Genomic DNA, 17,588 nt, shown 5'->3' on the forward strand with positions numbered 1-17,588 from the left:
CCTTCAGTAACAGCAGTAGCGTATAAAATAAAAAAATACCGGAGCGGTGAAAATTAATGAGTCAATCCTGTCAAGGAGTCCGCCATGTCCTGGCAATAGTTTTCCGCTATCTTTAACACCAATATCTCGTTTGATGGCTGACATCACGACATCGCCGCAAAAACCACTAATACCAATTAACAAACCCGCTAATAATGCCTGTAATGTATTTAGCGGTGTCAGTAACGGTCCGATAATCAGTGACGCAATCATGATGGTGATGACGCCGCCCATCAGACCTTCCAATGTTTTTCCCGGGCTGACTTTAGGGACCACTTTTCTTCTGCCGCAGGATTTTCCCCATAAATACTGTGCAATATCGTTTGACTCGGTTAATGCCAAAAGAAATAACACCAGTAACGCCCCGCCCTGGATATTTGTGGTTGGCAACATTAATAACCAGGCGGCATGACTCAAGGCGAAAACGGTCATTATCCAGCCCCAAAAAATGGCGCTCACGGTATGCAGAAAACCAGAGGGGTCACCCACTAAAACTTGCCCGGTGGCTAATATCAGAAACCCAGCCAAAGGTATAAATAACAGAAACAGCTCAAAGCAATTAAAACCGATAAGCAAATAGTTAAGAGGAATACCCCAATATAACCAACGCGGAAAATGTACAGATATAAGCGTACAATATTCTTTCAATGCCAGAAAACTTATCAGCGCAAAAAACGTCAACGTCATCCAGCGTGGACCTGAAATCACCATTGAAAAACAAATGACGATGCCCCACCAGGTACGAATACGTAATGTAACCTCACCCCCTTTTCTCTCCGGTAACCGCCATAGCAGAAAACGGTTTATCAGCGTTGCTAAAATTAACAACGCGAAAAGTGTTGCCAGAGATTTTTCCAGCATTATATTTCAGCGCTCATAAGAAGCACACTCCGACAACGATTAATCGCAGTCCAGAGAAGCAGAATTGAAGCAATGCTCCATAAAAGATTATTCCACTGCATCCACTGTGGATAAATGGCAACGGCCAGACCCCACAGACCAAATATTAACGCGCGATTGCTTTTGCCAAATGGACCGGCATAACTGCGAACACCGTTAATCGTCTGCGCGAGTAAACCGCAAAACTCGGTCAATATGGTGCAAAATAACATGAGTATCACGAGTGATGCGTTACTTTCCGGTAAAAATAAAAATGTTAAATAGAGCGCAATATCGGAAATAACATCACCAGTCTCATTCAAAATTGCCCCAAGCCGTGTTTGCTGATTGCACTCACGCGCCAACATGCCATCCAGCGCATTGAGCGCCATACGGATAAAAAGCACGATGGGCAATAGCATAAAGAGAATGGGTTGTGCCACCAACATCAACAGCAATCCGGTAAGAAGAGAAAGCGCCAGTGCAGCAAGAGTGATGTGATTCGCTGTAACGTGGTGCTTGTAAAGCCAAAACATCGTCGGCCTTAACAGCGACTGAAAGAGCGGTTTTATCTGGTAGAGCGTCATTATCAATCCTTGATAATTCGGTTTGCGCTATGGTGCATCAATTCCCCTGACGGAGATATCGCAACACGCCGCTTCATTAAAAATTCAGAATATATCAAGGTATTGGGGACTCACTGTCAGGAATAATTATCCCCAATTAATCAAAGGGTTAAGAAATATTACGTTGTGGATCAAATACAACTCATCAAGTTTTCTCATCGCTTGTTCCCGTATTGCGCGCGTCTTACCGTTAAGCGCCAGCTGGCGGACTAAATCCAGTTCAGGGTTAACAAGCTCTAACGCCAGCAAAGGATCACGTTTCAGCCTCGCCTTTAATACATCAACTGGAAAACGGGGATTATTCATCGCCACAATCCACCACTCGGGATCAATTTCTGCCGCCAGTACTGCAGGCGGTGTGTGGCGGTTGTTAAGTGCGCCGAACTTGAAAAATGTGAGATTGCTTTTCGCCAGTGTACTCCACCATATACGATCCGGTTGTTTTGCCAGTACATCCAGTTGTGCTAACGCATCGGGGTCGAGTGCAATAATAGACGCGTAATGCTTCATCAACCTGCGCACGGGAGCTGTTTTCCTGCCTCAGAAAAAACTTCGCCCAAATATCATTGCGTGGCGTATTTTGCTGTAATTCCTTGAGGACAACAGCGGGTAAATTATCCCAACTAACTAATGCACTCTCTAAAAAGTCCCAGTCTTCCAAACGTATCAGGGCTGTGGCATTTAATAGCATCTGATCATCAACTTCACCGTGGCTGATAAGCTCAGACAAAATCATATCAGCGCTGGTTTCATACGCAGCTGAATCTGCTTTCGGATTATTTTTCCGATGCGATAAAGCACGTTGCCAAATTTTTTGTTTCATCGACGTGCTCAGATACTGATTTTTCGCCAGATTACTCCACCCCTCAGGATCGTTGAAACGTGTCAATAACCGTTGTAGAGCAGCGTCAGAGTGAATTACCTGCATATCCCGACAGCAAAAGTAGGCAGGGGATTTTTTCTCCATCCTTTTAACAAAATTAAACTGTAAGTTATCTGGCAATGCTAAAAATAACACACGTATTAGATCATCGTCATTCTCGAATTTTTGGTATAAATAGGCTGCAACTTTGTCACTCTCTTGTGGCGTCATCCGCAATAATTGACCATGGTGTTTCATCTCTGCCAGCTTGAACGCTAAGCTTGTGACAACATTGTTTGATGAATCGTTCGCCAACTGCATTGCCTGATTGTAGGTGAGTTGTCCTCCAGCACCGACCTGACGAATAGAGGAATCATCACTGCGGATATAGCCATCAATAATGGATTCAGGCAATAACCACGCATCTTTATAAAGCTCCTGAATGATCATATCCCAATCTCTTTTCGCCAGAGTCATTACGATATCCAGAGGGAGATTTTCACGTAGCGCAAGATTCAACGGACCGACACCATCAGGTAGACGACTCATTCGCGTCATTATTTCGACAGAGAGCGGTTCACGGTCGAGCAACCCCAGAACAACAGGCTGGTAACCCAATTGCTGATCGGTCAACTCCAGAATCTCATTGTCAGGCATATATCTCGCCATACTTTCAATCGTTTGTTCATCATTGCTATTAATAAGTTGTTTGCGTAGGTTAGCTGAAATTCCTTTAAGCCTTGGGAGAGTTCGGATTATGGCAAGATCAAATGTCGCAATATCTCGTCCTTCAAATGCAGCAACGTTGCCTTCATCCAGCATTTGCAATTCCTGCACTAACTCAGGAGAAGGCTTAGGGCGAAACAGCGCTTCTTTTTTCATCTGATTACAGACATTCCCTGCCATGCGAATATTGCTTCGCTTAAAAATTTCTTTCAGAGCATCTTCATCATTTATTAGACCCCAATAATATGCATCAGGATTTATTATCATCAGCGCTTTTTTGACATTTTCAGTGTCATTTTTGTCACTCGCACGGACCATGAATTCACTATTTGTCGAAGACGCAACAACAGGTGCAATTATGTCATTGATAAATATCCCACGCGCATTAATACTCCCCTTAATCGTAGACGGATTATCGTAATATGAGTCGATAAATACCAGTCCACTTGCATTTATCGAACCGGTAATTAACAGTGGTGAATCCGTAACTATATTCGTTGCCGTCACGTTACCGAGAATAACCCATGGATTAGAAAGAGAGAAAGTGGAAATATTTCCTTTGACTGTCAAATTGCCAAGAACAATCAATTTTTGATTACTCTCTATATTACCTTCTACCACTAAATCGCCACGATGCACTTTCCAGTCCGATGCAGATAAACCGAAGGGGACAAGATTCACGCTACTGTTGATAGCTTGTTCAACTTGTTGTTTATCTTCAGCGGTAGCCGCAGAAAAAAATTGTTCAATATCAACTGCATTTGCAACACATCGAAGTTCCGCCTGTACTGGAAGACTCAGCATAAACAGGGGAAGTAAACCTATCCAGCCGCAAATCCTGGCCTTAAACATATGCACTCCATGCCATTAAAAAAGAAACAAAAGGGAAATGCATCTTTCCCTTTTGTATATTCGTTATTCTCGCGAAATACCATCCAACGTAGACAACACTTCCTCAGAAAGTTGCAATTTTTCAGCAGCCATATTCTCCCGTAAATGCGCAACCGAAGACGTCCCTGGGATCAGCAAAATATTCGGTGAACGCTGTAACAGCCACGCCAGCGCCACCTGCATTGGTGTTGCACCCAGGCTCGCAGCAACATCGGAAAGTGTGGACGATTGCAGCGGTGTAAAGCCCCCGAGCGGGAAGAACGGCACGTAGGCAATGCCATCGTGGGCCAAAGCATCAATCATTGCATCATCAGCACGGTGCGCGATGTTGTATTCGTTTTGCACACAGACAATTTCGGCAATCTTGCGCGCCTCTGCAACCTGCGTCGGTGTGACGTTGCTCAGGCCAATATGTTTTACCAGGCCTTGTTGTTGCATCTCTGCCAGCACGGTCAGGCTGGCCTCAATCGATCCTTCCGCTGGGCCATGACCATCCCCCATCATAACGCGCAGGTTAACCACATCCAGCACGTCCAGCCCGAGATTACGTAGATTATCGTGCACCGCTTTTTGCAGCTCTGCCGGAGAAAATGCGGGCAACCAGGATGCGTCCTCTCCACGCCGCGCACCAATTTTAGTGACAATTGTCAGGTCGTCAGAGTAAGGATAAAGCGCTTCGCGGATAATCTGATTGGTGACGTGCGGACCATAAAAGTCGCTGGTATCAATATGATTGACGCCCAATGCCAGCGCCTCACGCAGCACGGTTATAGCGACGTGGCGATCTCGTGGGGGGCCAAAAACTCCAGGACCTGCCAGTTGCATCGCGCCATAACCAAGACGGTTAACGGATTTTGTACCGAGAGTAAATGTATTGCTGCTCATCGCACCCTGCCCTGTAATAAAACGGATTAAGAAAAATCAGTATAGAAACGAAAAGAGATAAATAATGCGAAGGTGTAAACAAGATTACTGGATGAGTTGCTCTATTGTCCTGAAAGACACAAAACAAAACGCGTCACGTACCACATCCGGCAATAAAAAAACCGCAACCTGTATCAGCGTTGCGGTTTAGGGATCACATGCTAAAAATTAGAACGTTTTCTTGAAGTTCAGCATCACGCCTTTATCGCTGATGCCATCCTCTTTCCAGTTGTACGCATCCAGATTCAGCGAACTTTCTTTGCTGCTGTACTTCACGCCGACGCTTGTCAGGCTATTGATGCCGCCGCCCTTCTGACCGTCATCGACGTTAAAGTGCTGACTGCCTGCGCCTGCCAGGCTTGCCGTACGCTGGCTCTTCGCGTAGCTCAGGTTCGGCCCGCCTTCCAGCGTAGCGCTAGCGCTCCAGCCGTCTTTACCTGCGTAGTCCAGTTTCAGCCCGACGATGCTGTCCACCGCCGTTTCGCTGCCACTGTTCATATTCAGGTTAAAGTCTCCGGCATTGCGCTCCTGATAGCCACCTTCCAGTGTGTGACGCAGTTTTACACCCGCATATGGCGTAACCTTCAGTCCTTCGCTCGGTTCGAAAGTCTTCGCCCCTTCGCTGCGGAACTCCAGGTACTGCTGTTTCACGTCGGTATCAGCCGTTTTGTTCGTGTTGCCAAATGCAATCGAGCGGCTGCTGTCAAGGTTGTGAACGTCGTAACGCAAGGCGTTATTCCAGTTCATGCCGTTATCGAACGACATCTGATGTTTCAGGCCAAAAAACTGGCTATAACCGCCTGTAACGCCATTATCACCCGCTTTCTGCGCACCATCACCATCGAGACGAGCGATACCGTACTCCAGACTCATCGTCTGGCTTTCGCTCAGGTCGATAGTTTTACGCAATGCCAGCATGTCGTATTCGGTATTATTACCTAACTCGGCACGCGGATCGCCTTTCGCGACAACGTTGAACGCCAGACCGTTACCCACTTTCGGCGCGGCATCTGCCAGCATACTAAAGCGGTTGCTTAACACGCGCGCTTCGCGGAATACCGTGGTCGCCTGGCTACCGCTGACCTGTTTCAGAGCACTGTTCAGTTCAGCAGTCGTGCCGACGTTCAGGCTGGTAAACAGTTCGTTGTTGGTGTAACCCGCATCCAGTGCTTTCGCGATGTCATTCACCGAGGCATCTGTTGCCACATCGGTGTAGGCATTTTTGCTCATGGTGACGTCAACGTTACCGCTGGCATCGGTGCTGCCTTTGGCAGTCCATACCACGGACGTTGAGGTGATGGCGTCAGCGTCGGTCAGGTTGCTACCTTCCACTACGTTATCAAAACTCACAGTGGTGTCTGCCGTACCAGCGGTAAAGCCCGTGTTAATCTCCACGCCGTTCATGCTGGCATTGTTAACCTTCAGCTTCCCGGCGCTGCCGTTAACGTTGGTACCGACGACATAGCCGTTGAGGTTGTTCATGCTGCCACCAGCCTCATCACTTCCCGACGTTACACTAACCGTATTGGGCTTCGGCACATCCGGCAACGTATAGTCGCCATAATGCACTTCGCTGCTATTACCGTTGTTACCGTTCATACCTTCAACATTGATGCTGTCGCCCTGCTTGATCAGTCCAGAACCCGTAACCCCATCGGCAATCACCACCGTGCCGTTGTTAACCACATGACCTACTGTACCCAGTACGCTAAATGCAAACGAGTCATTGGCGAAGATATTGATGGTGCCGTTGTTTTCGATTACCGCATCCGCCGTGGCGTTGGCATCGAGTTGCATACCGATCATACCCGTGTCAGTAGTGCCTGCGGTACCGAGGTTGATGGTGCCATTGTTAACCAGCTGCGCGTTCTTATCACCTTCCATAGCCACAGCACCGGTGCCGCTGATGTTCATGATGCCGTCATTCTGGGCAATAAAGTTGCTGTGGGTGACTTTCACGGCACTGGCGCTGTCGTGATCGAAGTTGATGACCCCGTTATCCTGGTTCCAGAAGAAGGCATTCTGATCGCCGGCATTATTAGCGCTGACTACCAGTGACTTCGCAGAAACATCAATCGTTCCGTCATTGATAAAACGACCATTTCCGCCCCACATATTAACGGCTCCGTTGTGGGAAGAATTACTGATGTTCATGTGACCGGTATTATAAAGCGTACCGGACTGGTTGATGTGCACAGCATTCTTGTCGTTATCAAGAATAAACTCGCCGCGGTTATTGAAAGCTGAATTATTATTAACTTCCAGCATCCCGGTGTTGTTACCCTCACTACTACTTCCGAGGTTCCAGGTTCCTTCGTTATTTGCCACTGCAGTACCTGTCAGCGCAGCACCTCTCATAATCGCCCCGTCAGTTTGATTATTAAAGACCCCGCCAGCCGACATCATCCGCCCTGTTACACTGCCACTATTATTGAATACCCCCGCGTTCTGCACGATTTTATTGATGGTTCCGGTGTTGTTCACTAACGAACTATCAGCACCAGCATTCATGGTAATTTGCGCAGTCATTTCTCCGGCATTATTGAGGATTCCACCGCTAACATCGACGTTATTCGTCATCACCCCGGCATTTTTAATGACGGCACCCTTGTCAAGTTTTACTAAGTTATTGATGATGCCACCGCTGGTATTTTCCAGAAGACCGCTTGATACCGTAATTTGATCACCGGAAAGCGTTCCGCTATTAACAACATTCCCAGCCAGCTTATCAGTCACAGCAGCAGATTTATTTAGCGTTACAGTTTCTCCGCTTCGTGTAATCGTATCGCCACCGGTATAGATCAGTGAGGTGAAATCATCTGTATTATTGTACTCATTCCCCGATTGGCACACGCCGAAAGTGCAGATTGTACCATAGTTAACAATTGTTCCTGTGCCATCGTTATAAAACGCCTGACCAGTACCAACATTGATATTGATAACACCCGTCTGGTCGTTGATAGCAGTACCATGCTCATAAACAGCCATCCCTACCAGAGTATTTGCTGCCAGACTATCGTCATAATTACCATTTTTTTCGAGGTTAATCGTCCCCTGGTTAATAACTGTATTGCTGGCGCCATAGGCCGCCATACCTGCGCCGGCGTTATAAATAGTTATAACACCGCCCAATTGGTTAATTGCTGTTGCATTTTTCCCTGCACCACTATAACTATCAGTACCAACTCCCACACCTGTACCGAAGTCAATGGCGCTGTTGCTAGCTATATCTCGCATTGCGGTAGTGTCATTTGCATGTACCCACATAGAATCCAGTGTAATTTTACCCTGATTTTCTGCTGTTGAATCTGCTATAGCAAGCATGCCGACACTACCACGACCATACAAATCAATGATGCCGCTGTCAGTATTGATAATTGTGCTATTCGATTGAGCGACTAACCCTGTTATGCTACTGACATCGTTATTAAAAATAAATGAATTCGATGTGCCCGTTGAATACTTGTTAAATACGCTATGTTGTTCCGTCACTTTACCTGTGATCGTACCTGCATTAGTGGCGCTCCCTCCGTTAGTAGCCAGTAAAACAATGGGAGACGGTGCCGGATCTTTACCATTTTGTAATAACGAGATCGTGCCACTATTTATACCTGTTGTATTTTCACCAGTAACAAAAGCAAAACCTAAATTCTGAATTTCAACAGTACCTTTATTAACAATTTTCGCACCGGAATCAGCATAAGTAAGTTCTGGGGTTCTTGTCCCATGATGTTCAAAACTGTCAATATCCTGCATTGTTAGCGTAGCGCCACTGCCAATTTCCAGCAAAGCTTTATCCTGTACCCGAATAACCCCGGCAAACCCCAGAGGGAATTCTCCGCTGATTGTCGTATCTCCATTCAGATATACCGACGACTCACCACTAACGACAATAACGCTGGTATAACTATATCCTGTGCGCAAGGAAGCAACCTGCGACCCATCTGCAAGCGCGTTTTTCTCTCCAATCAGTTCAAGTCCACCATTCATATTAACGGTATTGCCATCGCCAATCACAACCAGACCTGACGTTTTCTCTGCGCTGCCATCAAATAAATTACTCTGACGAGAAGTAACCTCACTGTCTGATACAACAGTTAACTTTCCATCCAGCGTCACGTTATTATCACTGCCGTAAACGTTGATACCCACGGATGGATCGAAGAAATATTCCGCCGCATTGTCTGCGGTTTTATCCTTATCAACCAGAACGTTACCAGTGATATTCACTGTATTCGCATCGCCAGAAACGTTTATGCCCGTCGCTTTCTGCCCGACCACTTTTAGATCTTTTGCTGCCAGCGTCACGCTGTTATTGTTGCCATTAAGATCTACCCCGGTCGAGAAATCGCCAACCTGCATACTGCCTGCCAGCGAAACCTTCCCACTGTTGGTTGTGATGCTGAACCCTGTCGCTTCATTGCTAACGTTAACATCACCCGTATTGGATACTGTTGCCCCCTCACCGTTGATGAGCACGCCAATCGATCCAGTATCGGAAACAACAATATCTCCTTTGTTGTTAACCGTGCCGTTGTCACCAATGTTCTCAACACCATGCGCACCGCCTGTAACAGTCAGGCTACCATCCAGATTTACAATGCCGATATTGCCCGCGATTTTGGTACCCGTGGAATCTTTTCCATCAACAGTGGTTTTTCCACTGTTATTCGCGGTGGCGTCGTTACCGTTGATCTGAGTGCCGGTGCCGCCATTGGTGATAGTGCTCTCGCCTTCGTTATTGACGATGGCCTGGTCGCCGTCAATCTGGATACCGATGGACTCCGGATCGGTGACGGTCATGGTGCCCTTGTTATCCACCGTTGCGCTGTCGCCGGTGATATCAATACCGTGACCGCCGCCGCTGACATCCAGATCGCCGTCCTGAATCACCTTCCCGTTATTGCCAGCAATTTCCGTACCGGTGGAATCCTTGCCGTCAACGGTGGTTTTGCCGTTGTTGTTTGCCGTGGCGTCATCACCGTTAATCTGCGTGCCGGTGCCACCGTTGGTGATGGCGCTCTCGCCTTCGTTGTTAACAACCGCCTGGTCGCCGTCAACCTGGATACCGATGGACTCCGGATCGGTGACGGTCATGGTGCCCTTGTTATCCACCGTTGCGCTGTCGCCGGTGATATCAATACCGTGACCGCCGCCGCTGACATCCAGATCGCCGTCCTGAATAACTTTTCCGTTATTACCGTTGATTTCCGTACCGGTGGAATCCTTGCCGTCAACGGTGGTTTTGCCGTTGTTGTTTGCCGTGGCGTCATCACCATTAATCTGGGTGCCGGTGCCACCGTTGGTGATGGTGCTCTCGCCTTCGTTATTGACGATGGCCTTGTCACCGTCGATCTGGATACCCATGGACTCCGGATCGGTGACGGTCATGGTGCCCTTGTTATCCACCGTCGCGCTGTCGCCGGTGATATCAATCCCGTGACCACCGCCGCTGACATCCAGATCGCCGTCCTGAATCACTTTCCCGTTATTACCGTTGATTTCCGTACCGGTGGAATCCTTGCCGTCAACGATGGTTTTGCCGTTGTTGTTTGCTGTGGCGTCGTCACCGTTAATCTGTGTGCCGGTGCCACCGTTGGTGATGGTGCTCTCGCCTTCGTTATTAACAACCGCCTTGTCGCCGTCAATCTGGATACCCATGGACTCCGGATCGGTGACGGTCATGGTGCCCTTGTTATCCACCGTCGCGCTGTCGCCGGTGATATCAATACCGTGACCGCCGCCGCTGACATCCAGATCGCCGTCCTGAATCACTTTCCCGTTATTACCGTTGATTTCCGTACCGGTGGAATCTTTACCGTCAACGGTGGTTTTGCCATTGTTGTTTACTGTGGCATTATCACCCGTAATAACAAGCTCACCGTTGTGATTATATTGCCACTTCGTTGCGCCATCTGCGCTCACCCCTTCAAGGGCAACAGTGTTATTCGCTTCATCAATCTGCCAAAGATTAATCGTTGCCTTACGACCATTGCTATCTTGCAGAGATATAGTCCCGTCAGCATTCTCGGTATAAGTAAAAACTGAATCGCGAATAGTTAACGTTTTTTCTGTTTTATCGAGAATAACGTCATTATTAAACGAAACCGGTTTGGGAGGTGTAGGCGTATCATCCGGATCGTCCGGTATTATCTCATCTCCGCCAGGGTAATGACTCCAACTTATTGATAGTGTTTTATGTTCAGATAATGCCCGATGACTTTGTCATGCAGCTCCACCGATTTTGAGAACGACAGCGACTTCCGTCCCAGCCGTGCCAGGTGCTGCCTCAGATTCAGGTTATGCCGCTCAATTCGCTGCGTATATCGCTTGCTGATTACGTGCAGCTTTCCCTTCAGGCGGGATTCATACAGCGGCCAGCCATCCGTCATCCATATCACCACGTCAAAGGGTGACAGCAGGCTCATAAGACGCCCCAGCGTCGCCATAGTGCGTTCACCGAATACGTGCGCAACAACCGTCTTCCGGAGCCTGTCATACGCGTAAAACAGCCAGCGCTGGCGCGATTTAGCCCCGACATAGCCCCACTGTTCGTCCATTTCCGCGCAGACGATGACGTCACTGCCCGGCTGTATGCGCGAGGTTACCGACTGCGGCCTGAGTTTTTTAAGTGACGTAAAATCGTGTTGAGGCCAACGCCCATAATGCGGGCTGTTGCCCGGCATCCAACGCCATTCATGGCCATATCAATGATTTTCTGGTGCGTACCGGGTTGAGAAGCGGTGTAAGTGAACTGCAGTTGCCATGTTTTACGGCAGTGAGAGCAGAGATAGCGCTGATGTCCGGCGGTGCTTTTGCCGTTACGCACCACCCCGTCAGTAGCTGAACAGGAGGGACAGCTGATAGAAACAGAAGCCACTGGAGCACCTCAAAAACACCATCATACACTAAATCAGTAAGTTGGCAGCATCACCGCCGCAGATGATGAAAAACTGGCAGGCATCGGCTTTCATTGGGGATTTTCTGACCAGAGTCATTTTTCAACGGTATTTAAGCAACGCTTTGGGATGACGCCAGGCGAGTATCGACGTAAATTCCGCTAACTAATTGGCGTTGCATGTACTGCAACGCCAATTAGTTAAAACAGATATTTGACTATGCATTTTTCAGGGCAAAAGGCAATTTGACAGGAGTTTTTGAATATTCACCTTGTTTCAGGAAAATAGATCAATCGCCTTCTCCTGTAGCGTTATCCCGATATTGCGGTTTTGCTATTAAAATTTTCGCACCCATTTACCGTTTATCCCTTGTACATATTCCCCCGGTTTGGCCCGAGCTACGAGCTTTTGCCCGGCGAGTTTCGCGATATCATCTACCGACACATTATTTTGCTTTGCCAGTTGTTGGTAACTCGCTTTACGTTCGGCATTAATGTCGGCTACTAATTTCTCTGTTTCAGCATCCGTTTTCAGCGCAACCAGATAACCGTAAAATGTTTCACCTACCCGCCCCTGAGTTCTGGCTTCATCCAGAGTCAATGCCATTACATTGCTGCTTACCAGCCCAACAAGAAACGCACAAAGAAGTAATGTTTTCTTCATCATCACCTCAGAAAAGATCGCTACGAGTTTCAAGCAGCTCTTCGACATCTTTGTCTGCCTTGATGATGATCTCATGCTCAATTTTAACGTTCATATTGATAGTGATCGGTTCCTTAGGTGCAGCGACTTCAATGCGAGGCGTACAGCCAACCAGCATAAAAGATGACGTCAACGCAGCCAGTAAAATTTTCATTGTTTTTCCTCACACTCTTTTCCTTGCGGACAGTCATTTCCCGGCAGACGTACGTTCTGCTCCAACCATGCCTGGAGATTATCGCCAAAGCGTAAACTGCGCCACAGCGTAAAAATATTCTCTTCATGATGGTAATTAAGGTTTACCGTACCGCTTTTACCATCAACGCGACTGGTACCTGTAATGTTGGCCTGCATGGTTAATAAACCGAGATTATCTAAGTTAATTTTTGTCGATGACCGGCTAATTTCCATATAGCGCAACCAGTTAATTGCTGAACCCGCAGTCATATTGTCTTTCACCACTGCATCTGCGGTGTCTTTATCCAGCCGCAAGGTCATTGGCCCGCTATTTGCCAGCCAACCATCTTTCACTATCCATTTTTCGTTGTTTAGCCATAACGGCAATGCACCACTAAATGCCCCGGACATGGCGAATTGTTTCGGATTGACGGCGCTAACCAGTTCGCTGGATGAGAGATTATTCAGCCGCAACAGCGCCGGGTCATGTTGCGGCATACGTAATTGTTTCATCAGCACGTTACCGCCTAACACATCGACGCTAACATCAGTCAACAGCAAGGGTTCTTCTTCAGTCCACGGATAACGCCCTTGCAAATCAGCCGTAATATTTTTCGCTGTCACCAGATTAATCACTTCGGCAATTCGCAACGTAACGGGGCCGCGAGTCCCCAGATGCCAGGCTCCATCGGCAAAACGGAAAGGCAGGACAAAATCGACACCGTTAACCTGATTATCTGGCATCCAGGCACTACCGCCTTTCAACACGCCGTGCCCTCCCGCGCGGAATCCTTGTTCAGGCGCAGCAGAAAATGCAACCTGAGCATACAGTTCACCATCGCGTAAGTTCATCTTCCAGTCGGGTGGCACCAGCGGCTGGAATACGGTCAGTGATTGTTTAGGCCACCAGGCGTTACCGCGCAGACGAATACCGTCCCAGCGACCATTTACCCGAACCGGGCCAATCTCACCAGCATGTAAATCGCCTTTAAAGAGGAAATAGGTAGGATCGCGCCCATCGACGCTAAATTTTAAGGTTGATGGCGGTAACACACTGCCGCCAGTGAACAGCGTTTGCCCGGCGTCCAGTGACAGCGCGCCGCTAAAGGAGGGATGCTGTGCGTCACGTACCCAGACGATGGGCTTGTCGAGAATTAATCGCGGCTTTTCTACCGTCATCGTACCGTATTGTAACTGGTCGAAACCGGTGGAGAGATCGGTCAGCGTAATCGTGCTGTCATGCCACTCACCTTTTCCTGCGACATCCCAGGTGGCATTCATCGGTGTAAAACTCCCTTTTCCCCAGTAGCGCCACTGCCAGCGGCCAGCGTCAGGGAGAAAATCATTCGCCAGCCCATCCATATGCAGCACGAAATCGCCCAGTTCATTTTCATGCGCCTGCAAGATGGCCTGCAAACGTCCGTCAACACCACGTTGGGTGACTTTTACACCCGCTAAAGGCCAGCGGATTTCATCGATGTCCAGCGAATCGATGACTCTTCCCTTTGAACGAAGTAACGCGCCTGGCTCAAAGGTCAGCGTTGGGTCAGTCAGACTTCCACTTAGCTGCGCGGGTAAGCGGGCATATAAAATGAGGTCCGCCTGTTTCGCTTCACCGGTCAGCTGCAGAGGCAGCTGGCTGTTATCCATGCTTAATTTTCCTGGGCCAAAATTTAGCACCGCGTTGCCTTTACCCGCTTGCCCCTGGGTCAGCACACTCAGTCGTCCGCTGATCAGAGCGTTCTCAAGCCCTGCCTGCCAGTTGTCGACTTTGACACCCAGTCGGCCACTCAAAGGAAAACCTGCATACGGCCAACTCCAGCGACCATCGCTTACGGTCAATTGTTGACGAGTAATTTGCCACGGCAAATCGAGCAACGGATCGCCGTTATCCCGTGCCAGCACAATCAATTGCCCGCTATTTTCCTGCCAGTCCAGCTCTGCATCCACCAGTGACGGTTCCTGCGGCAAGTTTAACGTCGCAGTAGCATGCCCACTTACAGGAAGTCCATCCGGCACGAGCGGCATAGTAAATTCCCCCACCAGTTTAACCGGCGGCTGATTTTCAAACGCGACGACATCCAGTTCGCTGACTGTAAGTTGTTGCCCTTTCAGCTGGCCTTGAAATTTAACTTTTTCGCCCTGATAACGCAGTTGCTGGATATCAGAGGTTAATGCGAGAGAGAGTTTTCCCTGCCATTCCTGCCAGGGAGAAAAAATCAGTTTATCGATATTGATCCAGGTGTTAGGCAGCATGGACTGCCACTGCGCGAGGGTTTTTGGAGCAGCTGGCGATTGCTCCGTCTGCGGCAATTTCGCCAGACAAGCAGAATCAAGTTCTACCGTGCCGACGTTCAATAACCAGCGGCTGGGATGTGAAAGGCTGGCGTTGGTGATATGCGCAAGCTGACAATCTCCCACCAGATAACGGAGATCGGGAATGATTAAACCTTTACGCGTAATGCGTGGGCTTTCATCTAATGCAATACGTGTCCCGAGCGGTAGCCAGATGCCCGCCAGCGTGGGAACCCACAGCCCGAGCGTCATCAACAGCGTCAACGGCACAAGAATAATCAGTAATAACAGCGCGAGAACGGCTTTATATTTACCCAGCATGGGTAGTTAATATCCTGATTTAGCGAAAAATTAAGCATTCAATACGGGTATTGTGGCATGTTTAACCGTTCAGTTGAAGGTTGCGCCTACACTAAGCATAGTTGTTGATGAATTTTTCAATATCGCCATAGCTTTCAATTAAATTTGAAATTTTGTAAAATATTTTTAGTAGCTTAAATGTGATTCAACATCACTGGAGAAAGTCTTATGAAACTCGCCGTTTATAGCACAAAACAGTACGACAAGAAGTACCTGCAACAGGTGAACGAGTCCTTTGGCTTTGAGCTGGAATTTTTTGACTTTCTGCTGACGGAAAAAACCGCTAAAACTGCCAATGGCTGCGAAGCGGTATGTATTTTCGTAAACGATGACGGCAGCCGCCCGGTGCTGGAAGAGCTGAAAAAGCACGGCGTTAAATATATCGCCCTGCGCTGTGCCGGTTTCAATAACGTCGACCTTGACGCGGCAAAAGAACTGGGGCTGAAAGTAGTCCGTGTTCCAGCCTATGATCCAGAAGCCGTTGCTGAACACGCCATCGGTATGATGATGACGCTGAACCGCCGTATTCACCGCGCGTATCAGCGTACCCGTGACGCTAACTTCTCTCTGGAAGGTCTGACCGGCTTTACTATGTATGGCAAAACGGCAGGCGTTATCGGTACCGGTAAAATTGGTGTGGCGATGCTGCGCATTCTGAAAGGTTTTGGTATGCGTCTGCTGGCGTTCGATCCGTATCCAAGTGCGGCGGCGCTGGAACTCGGTGTGGAGTATGTCGATCTGCCAACCCTGTTCTCTGAATCAGACGTTATCTCTCTGCACTGCCCGCTGACACCGGAAAACTACCATCTGTTGAACGAAGCCGCCTTCGATCAGATGAAAAATGGCGTGATGATCGTCAATACCAGTCGCGGTGCATTGATTGATTCTCAGGCGGCAATTGAAGCGCTGAAAAATCAGAAAATTGGTTCGTTGGGTATGGACGTATATGAGAACGAACGCGATCTGTTCTTTGAAGATAAATCCAACGACGTAATTCAGGATGACGTATTCCGTCGCCTGTCTGCCTGCCACAACGTGCTGTTTACCGGGCATCAGGCATTCCTGACAGCAGAAGCTCTGACCAGTATTTCTCAGACTACGCTGCAAAACTTAAGCAATCTGGAAAAAGGCGAAACCTGCCCGAACGAACTGGTTTAATCTTGCCGCTCCCCTGCATTCCAGGGGAGCTTATTCAGATAATCCCCAAAGACCTTTCATCCTCTATTCTTAAAATAGCCCTGAGTCAGAAACTGTAATTGAGAACCACAATGAAGAAAGTAGCCGCGCTTGTTGCGCTAAGCCTGCTGATGGCGGGATGTGTAAGTAGTGACAAAATTGCTGTAACGCCAGAACAGTTACAGCATCATCGCTTTGTGCTGGAAAGCGTAAACGGTAAGCCCGTGACCAGCGATAAAAATCCGCCAGAAATCAGCTTTGGTGAAAAAATGATGATTTCCGGCAGCATGTGTAACCGCTTTAGCGGTGAAGGCAAACTGTCTAATGGTGAACTGACAGCCAAAGGGCTGGCAATGACCCGTATGATGTGCGCTAACCCGCAGCTTAATGAACTCGATAACACCATTAGCGAAATGCTGAAAGAAGGTGCACAAGTGGATCTGACCGCGAACCAGTTAACGCTGGCGACCGCGAAACAGACATTAACTTATAAGCTGGCGGATTTAATGAATTAATAGCTGCCACAGCTCCCGGCGGCAAGTGACTGTTCACTACAGCGTTTGCCGTTGGGTAATGCACACATCCCAATCGCCGTACCATCCAGTTGACGGGCAACAGAAAGCGAACCGCCGATCATTGCACAATTTGCTTCTCCACTACTGGACATCGACGCTTTTAAACCTGGCGCTACGTGCGCCGCAGTCGCCTGCTGAACAGGCTCACTACTACACGCCGACAACAATAAAGCGGCACACCCTACCCAAAACGCTGCTCGCATCTTTTCTTCCTCTGATCTTCAAGCCAAACGACACCGCCATAAATAATAGGCAGCACAGAGGGCGGCGTCGAGAGCTGTCCTGCGCGTTGCCCCGCATTTTTACTTTTTTATGGCTATTTTTTTGCCCTCTGTTTGATCAAAACATTCATTACGCTGATGTGGGGGACACAAAAGCGAAAATGCAGAAGAAAGCCATTTGCTAAAATTGAAAGATTACTACTGGGCGCGCAGCAATTTCGTGCGCCCCTCATTTGCGC

11 protein-coding genes and 2 pseudogenes are annotated in these 17,588 nt (G+C 48.4%); 3 read left to right on the forward strand and 10 right to left on the reverse strand.

Features of this window, described 5'->3' with window-relative positions; translation table 11 throughout:
* Window positions 1-3 precede the first annotated feature (3 nt).
* The 6 genes and pseudogenes from ACU8XX_RS12955 to ACU8XX_RS12980 all read right to left on the reverse strand — a co-directional run bounded on the left by ACU8XX_RS12955 (window position 4) and on the right by ACU8XX_RS12980 (window position 11,827).
* Entirely contained in the window at window positions 4-900 is an 897-nt protein-coding gene (locus ACU8XX_RS12955) for a phosphatidate cytidylyltransferase (protein ID WP_000890941.1), read from the reverse strand.
* Entirely contained in the window at window positions 900-1,505 is a 606-nt protein-coding gene (locus tag ACU8XX_RS12960; RefSeq protein WP_032169950.1) for a CDP-alcohol phosphatidyltransferase family protein, read from the reverse strand. The genes ACU8XX_RS12955 and ACU8XX_RS12960 overlap by 1 nt, the downstream gene beginning before the upstream one ends.
* Window positions 1,506-1,631: 126 nt before the next feature.
* A pseudogene (locus ACU8XX_RS12965) lies at window positions 1,632-3,984 on the reverse strand (DUF2773 domain-containing bactofilin).
* 63 nt (window positions 3,985-4,047) lie between these two features.
* Window positions 4,048-4,908 carry a pyridoxine 4-dehydrogenase gene (gene pdxI / locus ACU8XX_RS12970; RefSeq protein WP_000097802.1) on the reverse strand — a complete coding sequence of 287 codons (861 nt, stop codon included), beginning with the start codon at window positions 4,906-4,908 and terminating at the stop codon, window positions 4,048-4,050.
* 207 nt (window positions 4,909-5,115) lie between these two features.
* On the reverse strand, window positions 5,116-11,133 hold the full coding sequence (locus ACU8XX_RS12975) for a BigA/YdbA N-terminal beta-barrel domain-containing protein (RefSeq protein ID WP_240765520.1): 6,018 nt from the start codon (window positions 11,131-11,133) through the stop codon (window positions 5,116-5,118).
* Window positions 11,130-11,827 (reverse strand): IS1-like element IS1A family transposase gene (locus tag ACU8XX_RS12980; protein WP_103215986.1). Its coding sequence is split into 2 segments (ribosomal slippage): window positions 11,130-11,578 and window positions 11,578-11,827, totalling 699 coding nucleotides; the frame shifts between segments, so codons are not numbered across the junction. The genes ACU8XX_RS12975 and ACU8XX_RS12980 overlap by 4 nt, the downstream gene beginning before the upstream one ends.
* Window positions 11,828-11,882: 55 nt before the next feature.
* Here ACU8XX_RS12980 and ACU8XX_RS12985 point away from each other — a divergent pair.
* Window positions 11,883-12,011, forward strand: a pseudogene (locus ACU8XX_RS12985) (AraC family transcriptional regulator); the annotation flags it as partial.
* A gap of 171 nt (window positions 12,012-12,182) precedes the next feature.
* Here the strand turns inward: ACU8XX_RS12985 and ACU8XX_RS12990 are convergent.
* The 3 genes from ACU8XX_RS12990 to ACU8XX_RS13000 are packed head-to-tail and all read right to left on the reverse strand — an operon-like array spanning window position 12,183 to window position 15,338.
* Window positions 12,183-12,509, reverse strand: a complete 327-nt coding sequence (locus tag ACU8XX_RS12990) for a YdbL family protein (RefSeq protein WP_001300734.1) — start codon at window positions 12,507-12,509, stop codon at window positions 12,183-12,185.
* Window positions 12,510-12,516: 7 nt separating this feature from the next.
* Complete coding sequence (locus ACU8XX_RS12995; protein ID WP_000698145.1) at window positions 12,517-12,702, reverse strand: YnbE family lipoprotein; 186 nt, start codon at window positions 12,700-12,702, stop codon at window positions 12,517-12,519.
* Window positions 12,699-15,338 carry a YdbH family protein gene (locus ACU8XX_RS13000; RefSeq protein WP_000900976.1) on the reverse strand — a complete coding sequence of 880 codons (2,640 nt, stop codon included), beginning with the start codon at window positions 15,336-15,338 and terminating at the stop codon, window positions 12,699-12,701. The genes ACU8XX_RS12995 and ACU8XX_RS13000 overlap by 4 nt, the downstream gene beginning before the upstream one ends.
* 207 nt (window positions 15,339-15,545) lie before the next feature.
* Between ACU8XX_RS13000 and ldhA the strand changes: the two genes are divergently transcribed.
* A complete protein-coding gene (ldhA, locus tag ACU8XX_RS13005; RefSeq protein ID WP_000762229.1) occupies window positions 15,546-16,535 on the forward strand; it encodes a D-lactate dehydrogenase in 990 nt (329 codons plus the stop codon).
* 110 nt (window positions 16,536-16,645) lie between these two features.
* Window positions 16,646-17,068 (forward strand): heat shock protein HslJ, encoded by a 423-nt coding sequence (hslJ, locus tag ACU8XX_RS13010; protein WP_001296048.1) that lies wholly within the window; start codon window positions 16,646-16,648, stop codon window positions 17,066-17,068.
* On the opposite strand, the gene ACU8XX_RS13015 is transcribed toward hslJ, so the two are convergent.
* Window positions 17,065-17,331 carry a putative hemolysin gene (locus ACU8XX_RS13015; protein WP_001295715.1) on the reverse strand — a complete coding sequence of 89 codons (267 nt, stop codon included), beginning with the start codon at window positions 17,329-17,331 and terminating at the stop codon, window positions 17,065-17,067. The two genes, hslJ and ACU8XX_RS13015, sit on opposite strands and share 4 nt — an antisense overlap.
* Window positions 17,332-17,588 lie beyond the last annotated feature (257 nt).

Source organism: Escherichia sp. MAL-1, assembly GCF_052948035.1.

Coding starts and splice junctions, on each gene's coding strand:
- ACU8XX_RS12955 (WP_000890941.1), bottom strand. CDS start 900: ATGCTGGAAAAATCTCTGGCAACACTTTTCGCGTTGTTAATTTTAGCA.
- ACU8XX_RS12960 (WP_032169950.1), bottom strand. CDS start 1,505: ATGACGCTCTACCAGATAAAACCGCTCTTTCAGTCGCTGTTAAGGCCG.
- pdxI (WP_000097802.1), bottom strand. CDS start 4,908: ATGAGCAGCAATACATTTACTCTCGGTACAAAATCCGTTAACCGTCTT.
- ACU8XX_RS12990 (WP_001300734.1), bottom strand. CDS start 12,509: ATGAAGAAAACATTACTTCTTTGTGCGTTTCTTGTTGGGCTGGTAAGC.
- ACU8XX_RS12995 (WP_000698145.1), bottom strand. CDS start 12,702: ATGAAAATTTTACTGGCTGCGTTGACGTCATCTTTTATGCTGGTTGGC.
- ACU8XX_RS13000 (WP_000900976.1), bottom strand. CDS start 15,338: ATGCTGGGTAAATATAAAGCCGTTCTCGCGCTGTTATTACTGATTATT.
- ldhA (WP_000762229.1), top strand. CDS start 15,546: ATGAAACTCGCCGTTTATAGCACAAAACAGTACGACAAGAAGTACCTG.
- hslJ (WP_001296048.1), top strand. CDS start 16,646: ATGAAGAAAGTAGCCGCGCTTGTTGCGCTAAGCCTGCTGATGGCGGGA.
- ACU8XX_RS13015 (WP_001295715.1), bottom strand. CDS start 17,331: ATGCGAGCAGCGTTTTGGGTAGGGTGTGCCGCTTTATTGTTGTCGGCG.